We start from the raw sequence: 13327 nt of genomic DNA on the forward strand, positions 1-13327 counted from the left end.
CTAATCAAGCAAGAGAGATGAAATTGCATTTCATCTCTTCCTCAACCCAACATTCATAACCGTATTCTCATTTTATCAATCTATTTTTAAATCACATTAGCCCCATTGCTGATGACGTAATTTTCCAAATTACCAGCTACAACTCGTTTAAAAAATAAGCTAATATAAATTTCGATCCAAATGATAAAATGATCTAAAAACAAAATATAGAAGAAGAACCGTTCATCACAAGCAAGACTTTAATTTGTGTAATTCAGTTGAGAATTCACTATGACTGACCCAAAAAAAGAAACGCCCACCATCATTATCGATGATAAACCCGAACAACAACGGTTTGAAAACCTAAAAGAAAAGCTCCGCTATCAGCAAGCAGTACGTGAAAATTCTAGGAAAATCGACCACAAACAGGTCCGTCTTAATATTCAGGCCGATGCGCTTCCAAGTAAAACCTTTTTTATTATGAATGCACTCGCAGCCATTATTGCAGCCTATGGTCTGTTGAGTGATTCTACTGCCGTGGTTATTGGTGCAATGCTGGTTGCTATGATGCTAGGTCCCATTTCAGGAATTTCTTTGGCCTTAATTGATAGCCGCTGGATTTTATTCCGAACAGCCCTGCAAACCTTGGTTTTAGGTATTCTTATGATTTATGGGATTGGATTCCTACTCGGTATTCTACATCCCAATATTGCTATTTCCAATGAAATTTTAGCACGGACACATCCCAACTCTTTAGATCTCATGATTGCCCTTGCAGGTGGAGCCGCAGGTGCATTTGCATCAGTTTCTCCTCGCCTGTCTGTCGCCGTGGTTGGGGTAGCCGTCGCAACCGCTTTGGTACCACCTTTAGTCGCAAGTGGTATTTTATTATCCCGTGCTGAATTTAGGCTATCTGCCAATGCCTTCTTGCTCACTTTTACCAATATTATTGCCATTCAAGTCAGTTCTGCTATGGTACTTTGGATTGCAGGTTTTAGACGTGGCTCCAACAAGGAAGTCTCAAGTAAATATCTGGAATTTATTAAACGTAATTTAGGCAGTTTAATCATTTTATTTACTCTCGCTATTTATCTCAGTTTTAACTTATTTTATAGCGTCCATAATGAACTGTATAAAGCTAAAATTACCGACCAACTCAGCCAATCCTTAAATAATGAAACCAATATTATTGATACCGTTGAGTTTAATCCAAACCCTAACTTTACGCTTGCACGCGTCTTTATTCGTGGCGTTACACCACCCTCAATCCAGCAAATTGATGAATTAAACCGTACGCTCGACACAGATCGGAATGGTCATCCCACTTATGTGCAAATTCGTTTTATCCCCATTCAAATTATTCAAACCCAGCCCACTAAAATAGTTCCCTTAAATCCAATAGCGGCTGAACAACCTACGATTAAAACACTCAAAAAACAGGATTCATTATGACCAAAACATTACTTTTTATTGCAACATTGGCCAGTGGACTGCTCATTCATTCCTCCACTCAAGCCTGTACCAGGGTCGTCTTTCATGGGGATAATCAAAACATCATGACAGCCCGCTCAATGGACTGGAAAGTCGATGTTGGCACCAATCTCTGGATTATGCCGCAAAACATCGCAAGAAGTGGTTTAGCGGGACCTCAATCCATTCATTGGACGGCTAAATATGGCAGTGTGGTTGCGACAGGTTATGATATTTCAACCACCGATGGGATCAATGAAAAAGGGCTTACAGCCAACTTACTCTGGCTGGTTGAATCTGAATATCCAGAAGAAAAAAACAATAAAAAGCCCACTTTAAGTATTTCACTTTGGGCACAATATGTTTTAGATAATTACGCAACCGTCAAAGAAGCGATTCAAGCCTTAGAGAAAGAGCCTTTTATTGTGGTAACAGACAATGTCCCTGGCGAAAAGCGCCTTGCGACCTTACATCTTTCTCTTTCAGATGCCTCAGGCGATAGTGCGATTGTGGAATATATCAATGGCAAACAAGTCATTCACCATGATGCCAAATATCAAGTCATGACCAACTCGCCTATTTTTGATGAACAGTTGGCACTGAATGAATATTGGAAAAAAATTGGGGGAACCACATTCTTACCGGGCACCAATCGGGCCTCAGACCGTTTTGCTCGTGCTTCGTTTTATGTCAATGCTATTCCTAAAAATGCCAACAACAAACAAAGCCTTGCCAGTGTGTTTAGCGTAATTCGAAATGCTTCAGTTCCCTTCGGTTTAAATACCGAAGAAGAACCAAATATTTCATCAACACGTTGGCGCACGGTTGTTGACCATAAGAATTTGTTATACTTTTTTGAATCGGCAGTATCACCCAATACTTTCTGGGTAGATTTAAAGAAAATTAATTTTAAAACTACACCTTTCCAGAAACTCGACTTAGGTGCAGATCAAGCCAATGTCTATGCTGGGGATGCCACAACACACTTTAAGACAACGAAAGCATTTCAATTTTTAGGAAAAGAATAAATGCTATGCAGCAGATATTTACCATGACTAAAAATATCAACTGCACTCCTGTCCATGTAAATAAGGGTCAAACATGAATATTTTAAAAACTGCATTTTTGGGCATAGCAACAGTCGTTGGATTAGCAGGCTGTGCAACCTCGACCACTCAACCTCAAAATATTGCCTCTGCGGGGTTACTGATTTGTGCGCAGAATGAACTTTGCCCAGCGGTCAAAGTGACTTGGAATGAGCAAGAACGTAGCCATTTAAAAATTACGGCGTACTTACCAAGCGCCAAAGATGATTATGATATTCAGCAGTTTGTATTCTTAATTGATCAAAAGCCCTATAGCTACGTTCCTGCCGCAGCAACCACACATGAATACATCAGCCGTATGGTTCCTCATCGCTCATCTAACTATATTGTGGTGCCGAGTTCTTTCTTAAGCACGTTTAAAAATGCCAAAGATATTGAATTAAAACTAGTCACAGACAAAGGCAATATTACTCGTCCTGTATACCGCAATGGACAGCAATCATCTGCTTATCGTGCTTTTATCAATTTATACCAACCTTAATTTTTAAACTAAAACCAAAGCCTGTCATGAAGACAGGCTTTGGTTTTTCTGCGTTGTCGCATTTAAAGCAGTATTCATCAGTTTTTTAAAGCTTTTGCCAAACTACGCGACTGTACCCAACCTTGTAGGCTCACCACCATAATCCCCAACGTCACCAAAATGGTTCCGACTATAAAGTTCAGCTCAATTTTTTCATTGAGTAGTATCACGCCAAACAACACACCAAATAATGGGGTTAAAAAGGAAAATACCCCCAAACGAGAAGCCAAATACTCTTTTAAAAGCCAAAACCAAATCAAATAACTGGCAAACGACACAATAATGGTATGGAAAAGCAAGCTCCCTATCGCAAATGCGGTCCAATGGATACTGGCTTGTCCCATTGCAAATGCCAGTGGAAATAACAGTAGGAACGCAATCAAAAGCTGATAGAACAAGGTCTGCGTGGCAGGTGCTTCCGCCAACTTAGTTAAACGAACTGCAATCGTGGTTGCCGCCCATAAAATTCCCGCCAATAATGCGAGGATATCGCCCCGCAAAGCCGTGCTTGAGGCTGCTGCCGAACCTGCAGGATGAAACAGAAAAGCGATAATAATGCCGAAAAATGCAAGTGCAATCCCACTCCACTGCAACACACTCAGTCGCTCAGAAGGAAGCTTCCAGTGCAGTCCCAACGCCACAAAGATTGGTGCGGTATATAGCAAAACTACCGTATGTGATGCCGAGGTAAAACGTAAAGCCTGTGCCACCAAAAAGAATTCTGAGGCAAATAGAACACCAACCAGAATACCAGCAACCAAATAATCACGGCTCCACAAAGACACGCCATCAGCCAGCTTAATCATGGGGTAAACCATCAGTGCAGATAGACCTGAGCGTAATGCAATTTGCATCACCGCAGAAATATCTGGCGCAGCCATTTTTAAAATCACTTGCTGCAAGCCCCAAATAATACACAGCACAAACATGATGCCTGCGGCTTTACTGTCTAGTGCCCGACGCTCACTCACGGTCTACTCCACCCAAATGCATAAATAACCACTATAGACCTGTCACTTTTTAAAGATATACTTCAAAACAGACAACCCATCCTATTATTCAGGCAAAATGAGCAGGGGCGAAACCATGCCTACACGTCAACAACATGACTATCATCCCATGCCGACCAACGATGATATTCCTGCACCGCTATGGTTTCGCATTTCCGATGCACCAGCAGAATCTTGCTATCCCACGCATGAACATGCCTGGGGAGAGTTTGTCTATGCCCTCAACGGCGTGCTCGAAGTCAAAGTGGATCAAATTCATTTTCTGACCCCTCCGCCTTATGGTATTTGGTTACCCCCACATTTAAAACATGCAGGCATTAACCGTACCGAAGTGACTCATTCCACTTTATACGTACATGAAAGCTTGTGTACCACCTTACCCAAACAGGCAGGCATTTTGCTCACTTCTGCTTTGGTCCCTGCGCTTTTACATCATTTGCGCTATCACCCTCTACCCGACCATGATCCTGAGCACTTGCGCTTATTGCACGTGTTAGTAGATCAACTCAGGCATGCCGAATGGGTGGGCAGTTATTTACCCTCAAGTAAGCATCCTGCCCTACAGAGTTTATTAGACTATCTACAACAACATCCCGCCGATCAAAGCACGCTGGCACAACTGGCGCAGCGGATTAATATGACCGAGCGCACTCTGGCACGTTATAGTCAGCAAGAACTGGGCATGTCATTAAATGAATGGCGACAACGACTAAAAGTGATTAAAGCCATGTCGATGCTGAATGAAAACAAAACCGTAGAAAGCATTGCACTCGATTTAGGCTATGCCAATGCCTCTGCCTTTATTAACTTATTCAAACGCTGGATGCGCTGTACACCCGATCAGTTTCGCAAGGACTATGCTGCTGAACCCCAAAAAAAATAAAAAAGGACTGTAAATACAGTCCTTTTTTAAGCTCAACTCAACTTAGTCTTGCACAAAAGTATTCCAGACATAGTCTTGCTGCTGACCTTGCAAAGTCATTTTCAGTTGATCGCCCGCTTGCAATGCCGCAACACCCGCGGGTGTACCTGTCATAATCACATCACCCACTTCTAGAGTGAAGACTTGACTCATATCTGCCAATAAGGTGCCAATATCAAAAATTAGATGTGAGGTATTGCCTTGTTGACGAAGTTCGTCATTTACGTGCAAGGTGAAATTTACATCATTCCAATCTTGTACAACATCCGCAACATTAATCCAATCTGCCACCATACATGAGCCATCAAAAGCTTTGGCACGTTCCCACGGCTGACCTTTCTTCTTCAGATCATCCTGTACATCACGTAAGGTTAAATCTAACCCCAAAGTCACCGCACCCACTGCTTGCAAGGCTTTCAAAGGATCGGTTTCGGCTTTCAATTCACGATCAATTCGCAGTGTTAGCTCACATTCATAATGACAACTGCCCCACGCCGAGTTCCACGAAATTCCATCTGCCAGTGATTTTAAGCTGCTCGGTGGCTTAATAAACAATACAGGACTGTCGGGAATCGCATTTCCCAACTCTCTCGCATGGTCTGCATAGCTACGACCGACACAAACAATTTTAGATGGACGTGTACTCATGATCTTCCCTTCGACTTTTTGTGACAATAAATCTTTTATTTAGAATGCTTAAATGTATTTTCAAATATGCCTTGATCTTCAGCTGTTGCAAAGGCTCGTTTGGGCACAATCACCACAGTGCGATTTTTTAATTCGAGCATATAGGTTAGCTTACCCACTGCAAAATTCTGTACTTCATGATAATGCACGACTTTTTTACGCCCATTGGCATAAATATCCGCATGTTCCTGATACAAATCGATGCCTTGTTCACTTTTACCAAATTGATATTTTACAAATTGACGCTTAAACATCATCGGCAAGAACCAAGAGCGTAAAACCAGTTGTAAAACCAAGAAAAATACGCCCAGTGCAACGTAATAACGCCCCACCCCAGTAAAACCTAAATAAATTCCCCAACCAATAATTGCAATACTAATTAAAGGGGTAATAAAACGTGTGAACAGCTTTTTACCAAAGGTGGCTAAAGCAAAGCCATCCTGAGACTCTTCAAGGTTTAAATAATAACGTAAAGATAAGGCAGGCTTGCTGTCTGACATAAATCCATCATCAATCTGAAAACGAGACTACAGCATAGTACACCAAATTTCAGCTTTTCTTTATGCTTTTCATTGTGACTTAGCAGCAAGGGATTTTAAAAATTGTCACGAAATAGACATGCCTTTTCGTTATTTTAGGCACAAAAAAACCGCAAAAAATGCGGTTTTTTTTATGCGATAGAACAGATAAACGATCTATGCTATCAAGTTGGTGCGCTCAGAGAGATTCGAACTCCCGACCCCTTAGTTCGTAGCCAAGTGCTCTATCCAGCTGAGCTATGAGCGCGACGTCTTGATGGTTGGGCATTATACGCACTTTTACCAAGATGCCTAGTCTTTTTTAAAAAAATGATTTTGAATGCTTAGTTATTAGGCAAACCTTCTTTAAACCAACAACTAATTCGAAACCTTTATTTCTTGTCCCTGATAAAACTGGTAATCAGCTAACGCCAACATGGCATGATCATTCGGGCTATCTCCATAGGCATATACGGCATCAAAATCACTTAAGGCATACTTCTGTTGTATACGCTTAGCTTTTTCCATATACCCACAATCACCATGTTGTAACTCTCCTGTATAACAGCCCGCCCGTACTTCCAACTGATTACAAATCAGATCAATGCGCTGTTGCTGACACCAATGGCTTAAATAAACATCTAAAGAGGATGAGACCACCACAACTTGATCACCTTTTTGTTGATGATTAGCGATTTGTTGGAGGGTATGTTCATTCATTAAATTAGGCAAAATTTTTGTCGAAAATTGCTGACCTTGTTGCTCAAGCATTATGGAAGGATAGTTTTTAAAAGCAGCACGACAAAGTCGAATTCTAATTTGTTGATCATTTACATATCCTAGCCGAAACCCAATGAGCCACGGCGCAACGCTTAAACCTCCAAATAACTGTTTTCGATAGGACAATGAATATTTTAAAAAATGACTAAAACTGTCGGAATGTGTAATGGTGTTATCGAAATCAAAAAGTGCAAGGTTCATATTATTTAATCTACTATTTTTATAAATTTTACGCACAAAAAAACCGCAACATGTGCGGTTAATTGTTCAAGTTGGTGCGCTCAGAGAGATTCGAACTCCCGACCCCTTAGTTCGTAGCCAAGTGCTCTATCCAGCTGAGCTATGAGCGCATTACTTGTGTGCCAATTCAGGCGATACGTTACATACAGTTTACTTATTGGTGCGCTCAGAGAGATTCGAACTCCCGACCCCTTAGTTCGTAGCCAAGTGCTCTATCCAGCTGAGCTATGAGCGCGACATAAGTAAAGTTGGCGGTGAGAGAGGGATTCGAACCCTCGGTACAGTTACCCGTACGCATCCTTAGCAGGGATGTGGTTTCAGCCACTCACCCATCTCACCGTAACGTGCCGCCATAATACAAACTTAACCCTAGTACTGCAAGCACAGCCGCTCTTTTTTTTGCATTTTTTTGCTCAATTAAATATTTTTTAAACAATTTATCCAAACTTGAACGGAATTTATACGGCTTCTTGGGTTCTAGCATCCAAAACTCAACCGCCCAATTTGAATAGCCTTGTGAAAAACACATTATTGCAATCATTTACGTGCAGTCTGACGCCGCATGTCTTATGCTAATCCTATCTTCTGACACAAAACCAAATCCATGATGAAAAATTGGGTCGATCCTGAAGCCAAAGCGGAAGCTGAACGCTACGAAAATCCTATTCCGAGCCGTACGCTCATTTTAGAAACCATAGAACAATTAAACTCACCACAATCACATGCTGATTTAGTGGAACATTTCAAAATTGCTGATCAAAAAAGCATTGATGCGCTCAGTCATCGCCTGATCGCCATGGTGCGTGATGGTCAACTGATGAAAGATGGTTTTAAATTTCAACGTATGGCCGATCAACCGAGCTATGAAGCTACGGTCTATATCAACAGCAAAGGCTTTGGTACAGCCAGTATTGCAGGTCACGACGATTTACTCTTGCCTGAACGTGAACTTCGCCAAGTGTTTAATGGCGATCGGGTTAAAGTGCAACAAACTTCGGTTGACCGCAAAGGTAAAGCGTGGGGCTTTATTTCTGAAGTTTTGCAACACCGCGTCAAGCAGATTATCGGAAAAGTTTCTCAGCATGAAGGTGAATACTTTATTCAACCTGCGAATCCGAATGCACATCAACCGATTACTCTAGAAAAAGAGTTGATTGAGCATGCGAAACTCAAACTGGGTGATTCCGTACGTATTGCAATTGACGACTACCCCACCCGTGAAGCATTCGCGACAGGGCATGTCATCCAGTCGATGGCAGACAAAGCAGATACCGAAATCATTATTCCACAAACCATTCTAGAGTTTGGTTTGCCTTATGAATTTCCAGAAGAAGTCGTTAAAGAAGCAGAAAGCTTTAAAGAGCCTAATGCCAAAGACCGTGAAGGTCGTATCGATTTACGCGACTTGCCTTTAGTTACCATTGATGGTGAAGATGCCCGCGACTTTGATGATGCCGTTTATGCAGAAAAACGTTCTGGCGGAGGCTATCGTGTGGTGGTCGCCATTGCCGATGTTAGTCACTATGTCCGTATTGGCAAGCCATTAGATGATGAAGCGCAAGAACGTGGCACGTCAGTGTATTTCCCACATTTTGTGCTGCCAATGTTGCCTGAAGCGCTCTCGAATGGGCTGTGTTCTTTAAATCCACATGTCGACCGTTTATGTATGGTCTGTGATTTAAAACTTTCCCGAGCAGGTCGCGTTACAAGCTTTGAATTCTATCCGTCAGTGATGCATTCAAAAGCACGTCTTACTTACACACAAGTCGCCCAATATTTTGATGGCGATAGCGCTGCGGTAACTGAAGACCGTGAAGTCCGCAAATCACTGAATACCCTGTTCCAACTGTACCAAGTCCTCAAAGACTTACGTGGCAAACGTCATGCTATGGAATTTGAAACTGTCGAAACCTATATGACTTTCGATGACTTGGGTGGTATTAATGAAATTCTGCCACGCACGCGTAATGTGGCTCATAAACTGATTGAAGAATGTATGTTGTTGGCGAACGTGGCTGCGGCTGAGTTTGCACTCGAACATGATATTCCTATGCTGTACCGTGTGCATGAACCACCTGAGTTCTCTCGCATTCAAAAAGTCCGTGATTTTGTCAAATTATTGGGCTTGAAATTCCCCGACCAGCCAACTCAAGCTGACTATCAGGCGGTCATTGAAGCCACTAAAGATCGTATCGATGCACCAAGCATTCATGCTGTGTTGTTACGCTCGATGATGCAAGCCTATTACGGCGCAAAAAATGCAGGACACTATGGTCTGGCTTATGAAGCATATACGCACTTCACGTCGCCAATTCGTCGCTACCCAGATTTACTGCTGCATCGTGCCATTAAAGCGAAATTAGCTGGCAAGCCATTCCCACTTTCAGGCGCAGCACTGGATGATGCAGGTGAACACTTCTCTCAGACTGAACGTCGTGCAGATGAAGCATCTCGCTCTGTGACCATGTGGTTAAAATGCCATTATATGCAACAGCATTTGGGCGATGAATTTGTCGGTGTGATTTCAGCAGTGGCTGAATTTGGTTTATTCGTGACCTTAAAAGACCTGTATGTCGATGGTATGGTGCATGTCAGCCAATTGGGCAATGATTTCTTTGTATTTGATCAGGTCAGCCAAAGTCTAGTGGGACAAAATCATGGACAAACGTTTGGTTTAGGCGATGAAGTCAAAATTAAAGTGGCTGGCGTGAACTTAGAAGAGCGCAAGATTGATTTTGAACTGATTCAACAACTGACCCACGCGGGACGTGCGATCCGTAGCCGTGCTCCACGTATTGCCAAAGCAGCAACGGTTCAGGCGAAAGAAGAAACCTTTAACCCACGTGCGGCGAAAGCTACAACTGAAACACGAGAATCTGGCGATCAACCCGTTGTGAAAAAGAAAGCCAAGTCCAAAGCCAATTCTTTCGCTAAAAAAGCCGATAAGAAAGCCTCGGGTAAAACTGAGACTAAAGGCAAAGACAAAGCCAAGAAAAAGAGCAAAGACAAAAAGAAAAAAGCCAACGCGAAAGTGCGTAGCGAATAAACCGATGCGGTGTTAAGACTTCTGGTCTTAACACCCTTTTTTTATAAAACTATAATGAAATTTATTCGACGTTTTATCAGTAAACCGATTAGCCAATATCATCCGCTGTTTTATTTTTTATCGACCCGCACTCGACGGGCATTACGTCATTGGCAATGGAAAACCGATGGTCAAGATTATGCCCAGCAGAAGTGCTTAACGCATTTGCCCTATCGGGTTAAAAAACATCAATCGGTTTTAATCCGAAAATTAGGTGACAGTGAGCAGCATTGGCAACACAACAAAGTCATCAATCTGAAAATCGCCAGCCCTTATATTTCAGGCATTTTAATTACCCCCAAACAAACCTTTTCTTTCTGCCAATTGGTTGGACAACCCACACAAGCCAAAGGCTATGTTGAGGGCATGGAGCTGAGTTTTGGTCAAGCACGCGGTGGGATTGGCGGAGGAATCTGCCAAATTGCCAATCTGATTCATTGGTTGGTGCTACACAGCCCACTACAGGTGGTACAACGTGCACAGCACTCCTTTGACCCCTTCCCCGATCAAGGCCGAGTTTTACCTTTTGGCAGTGGTGCCGCGATTTTTTATAACTATATTGATTATCAATTTTATAATCCGACCCCGCATACCTTTCAAATCCGCTTATGGTTTAGTGACAAATGTCTGGAAGGAGAACTGCGCTGTTCGGCAGACTTGGGTTATGTCTATCATGTGTTTGAACAACAGCACGCCTTTTTAAAAATTGGGCAAGACTATTACCGTCAGAACGAAATCTGGCGCCATCGCAAAGAAAAATACAAAAGCGGTGAAATTCTGGAAACAGAATGTATGACTCGTAACTTTGCCAAAGTCTTGTATATCCCTCAGCACATAGATCAATCCTTTAGCTCTTGGGCTGAATTTAGATCTGAACAACAAACTCAATCAATTAAAACTTGATTTCCCGTCTAACAGTCCCTACATCTAGATTAAGTTTAAAATGAAATGGCGAATGTACATGCACTTAGATCAAGCAACACTACCTGTTCCTCAGTTTGATCAAATTCAACTTAGCGACTTAAAACAACAAATTGAACAAGCCATCCAACACGGTCAGCAATTTTTAGCAGAGCTGACGACGGTTCCTGAACAGCACGAGGTACAACTTCAAGTGCTGAGCCAAATCGATGAACTTGAAAATAATATGAGTGAATCATGGGGCGTTCTCTCCCACTTAAATGCTGTAATGAACAACGCTGAAACCCGTGATGTCTATCAATCTTTGCTTCCTGCACTGAGTGAATATTACACAGCGCTTGGACAACACACGGTGCTATACCAAACCTATCAACAAATCCAAGATTCGACAGAATTTAATCAACTGCCTGCGGCACAGCAAAGTGCCATCAAACTGGCATTACGTGATTTCAAACTCTCTGGTGTAGCCTTAGAAGGCGACGCGAAAAAGCGTTATGCTGAAATCTCAGCACGCTTATCGCAATTGTCTTCGGACTTCTCTAACCATGTATTGGATGCCTCTCAGGCCTATTTCAAACCTCTAAGCGAAGACCAACTCAAAGGTCTCCCTGCCAGCAGTGTTGAGTTATTAAAACAATATGGGCAGCAACGTGAACTTGAGCAAGCAGTCGCCACTTTAGATATTCCTGCTTATTTGGCCATTATGACCTATGCCGAAGATCGTACGGTGCGCGAAGAATTGTATCGTGCTTATACCACCCGTGCTTCCGATCAGGCAGAACAAGCTGAATTTGATAATACGGCGGTGATGGAAGAAATCTTGAGCTTACGTCAGGAAATGGCACAGTTGCTCGGTTTTAATAACTATGCAGAATTGTCCCTTGCGAGCAAAATGGCACCTGATGTTGACACCGTCGCCAACTTTTTAATCGAGTTGGCTGAACATGCACGTCGCCCTGCTGAGCAGGAAATTGCCGAGTTGAAAGCGATTGCACAACAAGATAGGGTTAAAAACCTAGAACCGTGGGATACAGGTTTTTACTCAGAAAAGCTTAAAGTTCAGCAATTCAATCTTTCTCAAGAAGATTTAAAACCATACTTCCCAGCCCCTAAAATCATACAAGGCTTATTCAGCATTGTTGAACGCTTATATGGCATTCAAATTGTGCAACGTGAAGCCCCAGTTTGGCATACCGATGCTCAATATTTTGAACTGGAAGATCAAGGCAAAGTGGTCGGTGGATTCTATTTCGACCTCTATGCGCGGAGTGGCAAACGCGGTGGTGCATGGATGAGTGGCTTCCGTTCCCGTATGCAAACTACACAAGGTTTACAAAAACCAATCTGCTATATGGTATGTAACTTTACTCCACCCGTTGCAGGACAAGCGGCTTTGCTCACCCATGATGAAGTCACCACACTGTTCCACGAATTTGGGCATGGCTTACACCACATGCTGACCGAAGTCGATCATATTTCTGTGGCAGGTACCCACGGCGTGGCTTGGGATGCGGTAGAATTGCCAAGTCAATTTATGGAATTCTGGACATGGGACAAAGAAAGCCTCGATTTGCTTAGCGAGCATATTGAAAGCAAAGCGGTACTTCCTGAATCCTTGCTCAAAGCCTTGCTTGATGCTCGCTTCTTCCAGTCAGGCATGCAAACCTTACGTCAAATCGAGTTCGCCCTATTTGATCTCAATATTCATCGGACGACGCCTGCATTAAATGCTGAAGGCATTCAAGCCACTTTAGATCAGATTCGTAAAAACTACGCTGTTGCCCCTACGGCTGCTTATAACCGTTTTCAGCATAGCTTCAGCCACATTTTCGCAGGGGGTTATGCTGCAGGTTATTATTCCTATAAATGGGCAGAAGTTTTAGCCAGTGATGCCTTTGATCGTTTCGAACAAGAAGGTATTTTCAACACTCAGACTGGCAAAGAGTTTCGACAATTTATTCTAGCAGTTGGCGGAAAAGATACCGCACTTGATGCATTTATCAATTTCCGCGGACGCGAACCAAAAATAGATGCATTATTACGCCATCAGGGTTGGACGAACGCAGATAAAACCGCTTAAACTACGTCA

11 protein-coding genes and 4 tRNA genes are annotated in these 13327 nt (G+C 42.6%); 7 read left to right on the forward strand and 8 right to left on the reverse strand.

Going from position 1 to position 13327, the window contains the following annotated elements:
- Positions 1-270 precede the first annotated feature (270 nt).
- From E0H87_RS12710 to E0H87_RS12720, 3 genes are all read left to right on the forward strand, one after another.
- Positions 271-1431, forward strand: coding sequence for a DUF389 domain-containing protein (locus E0H87_RS12710; RefSeq protein ID WP_131323953.1), 1161 nt, complete (start codon positions 271-273; stop codon positions 1429-1431).
- The gene (locus E0H87_RS12715; protein ID WP_131323954.1) at positions 1428-2477 is read left to right on the forward strand and encodes a linear amide C-N hydrolase; all 1050 of its coding nucleotides are present in this window, start codon (positions 1428-1430) and stop codon (positions 2475-2477) included. The genes E0H87_RS12710 and E0H87_RS12715 overlap by 4 nt, the downstream gene beginning before the upstream one ends.
- 73 nt (positions 2478-2550) lie before the next feature.
- A complete protein-coding gene (locus E0H87_RS12720) occupies positions 2551-3036 on the forward strand; it encodes a hypothetical protein (RefSeq protein WP_131323955.1) in 486 nt (161 codons plus the stop codon).
- Between the two features lie 77 nt (positions 3037-3113).
- Here E0H87_RS12720 and E0H87_RS12725 read toward each other — a convergent pair whose 3' ends face one another.
- Complete coding sequence (locus E0H87_RS12725; RefSeq protein WP_131323956.1) at positions 3114-4046, reverse strand: DMT family transporter; 933 nt, start codon at positions 4044-4046, stop codon at positions 3114-3116.
- A 115-nt stretch (positions 4047-4161) separates the two neighbouring features.
- Here E0H87_RS12725 and E0H87_RS12730 point away from each other — a divergent pair, with 115 nt between their 5' ends.
- Entirely contained in the window at positions 4162-4968 is an 807-nt protein-coding gene (locus E0H87_RS12730) for an AraC family transcriptional regulator (RefSeq protein WP_131323957.1), read from the forward strand.
- A 42-nt stretch (positions 4969-5010) separates the two neighbouring features.
- On the opposite strand, the gene E0H87_RS12735 is transcribed toward E0H87_RS12730, so the two are convergent.
- The 7 genes from E0H87_RS12735 to E0H87_RS12765 all read right to left on the reverse strand — a co-directional run bounded on the left by E0H87_RS12735 (position 5011) and on the right by E0H87_RS12765 (position 7571).
- Entirely contained in the window at positions 5011-5658 is a 648-nt protein-coding gene (locus E0H87_RS12735) for a fumarylacetoacetate hydrolase family protein (protein WP_264757403.1), read from the reverse strand.
- 32 nt (positions 5659-5690) lie between these two features.
- Entirely contained in the window at positions 5691-6194 is a 504-nt protein-coding gene (locus E0H87_RS12740) for a YcxB family protein (protein ID WP_131323959.1), read from the reverse strand.
- A gap of 209 nt (positions 6195-6403) precedes the next feature.
- Positions 6404-6480 (reverse strand) — tRNA-Arg (locus E0H87_RS12745).
- A gap of 110 nt (positions 6481-6590) precedes the next feature.
- Positions 6591-7193 carry an HAD-IB family hydrolase gene (locus tag E0H87_RS12750; protein ID WP_131323960.1) on the reverse strand — a complete coding sequence of 201 codons (603 nt, stop codon included), beginning with the start codon at positions 7191-7193 and terminating at the stop codon, positions 6591-6593.
- A gap of 72 nt (positions 7194-7265) precedes the next feature.
- A tRNA-Arg gene (locus tag E0H87_RS12755) sits at positions 7266-7342 on the reverse strand.
- A 48-nt stretch (positions 7343-7390) separates the two neighbouring features.
- Positions 7391-7467 (reverse strand) — tRNA-Arg (locus E0H87_RS12760).
- A gap of 14 nt (positions 7468-7481) precedes the next feature.
- Positions 7482-7571, reverse strand: a tRNA-Ser gene (locus E0H87_RS12765).
- 265 nt (positions 7572-7836) lie between these two features.
- On the opposite strand from E0H87_RS12765, the gene rnr reads away from it, so the two are divergent.
- The 3 genes from rnr to E0H87_RS12780 are packed head-to-tail and all read left to right on the forward strand — an operon-like array spanning position 7837 to position 13318.
- Entirely contained in the window at positions 7837-10278 is a 2442-nt protein-coding gene (gene rnr, locus E0H87_RS12770; RefSeq protein ID WP_171458379.1) for a ribonuclease R, read from the forward strand.
- Between the two features lie 54 nt (positions 10279-10332).
- On the forward strand, positions 10333-11220 hold the full coding sequence (locus tag E0H87_RS12775) for a VanW family protein (protein WP_131323961.1): 888 nt from the start codon (positions 10333-10335) through the stop codon (positions 11218-11220).
- A 58-nt stretch (positions 11221-11278) separates the two neighbouring features.
- Positions 11279-13318: a M3 family metallopeptidase gene (locus E0H87_RS12780; RefSeq protein WP_131323962.1), complete on the forward strand. Its 2040-nt coding sequence runs from the start codon at positions 11279-11281 to the stop codon at positions 13316-13318.
- The last annotated feature ends 9 nt before the right edge of the window (positions 13319-13327 follow it).

The organism is Acinetobacter sp. ANC 4178 (assembly GCF_004331175.1).
In the GTDB taxonomy this organism is placed as follows: Bacteria; Pseudomonadota; Gammaproteobacteria; order Pseudomonadales; family Moraxellaceae; genus Acinetobacter.

What these genes read in the sequence shown, in the direction of transcription:
- rnr (WP_171458379.1), top strand. Translation starts at nt 7,837, where the DNA reads ATGATGAAAAATTGGGTCGATCCTGAAGCCAAAGCGGAAGCTGAACGC.
- E0H87_RS12780 (WP_131323962.1), top strand. Translation starts at nt 11,279, where the DNA reads ATGCACTTAGATCAAGCAACACTACCTGTTCCTCAGTTTGATCAAATT.
- E0H87_RS12775 (WP_131323961.1), top strand. Translation starts at nt 10,333, where the DNA reads ATGAAATTTATTCGACGTTTTATCAGTAAACCGATTAGCCAATATCAT.
- E0H87_RS12715 (WP_131323954.1), top strand. Translation starts at nt 1,428, where the DNA reads ATGACCAAAACATTACTTTTTATTGCAACATTGGCCAGTGGACTGCTC.
- E0H87_RS12730 (WP_131323957.1), top strand. Translation starts at nt 4,162, where the DNA reads ATGCCTACACGTCAACAACATGACTATCATCCCATGCCGACCAACGAT.
- E0H87_RS12740 (WP_131323959.1), bottom strand. Translation starts at nt 6,194, where the DNA reads ATGTCAGACAGCAAGCCTGCCTTATCTTTACGTTATTATTTAAACCTT.
- E0H87_RS12750 (WP_131323960.1), bottom strand. Translation starts at nt 7,193, where the DNA reads ATGAACCTTGCACTTTTTGATTTCGATAACACCATTACACATTCCGAC.
- E0H87_RS12710 (WP_131323953.1), top strand. Translation starts at nt 271, where the DNA reads ATGACTGACCCAAAAAAAGAAACGCCCACCATCATTATCGATGATAAA.
- E0H87_RS12720 (WP_131323955.1), top strand. Translation starts at nt 2,551, where the DNA reads ATGAATATTTTAAAAACTGCATTTTTGGGCATAGCAACAGTCGTTGGA.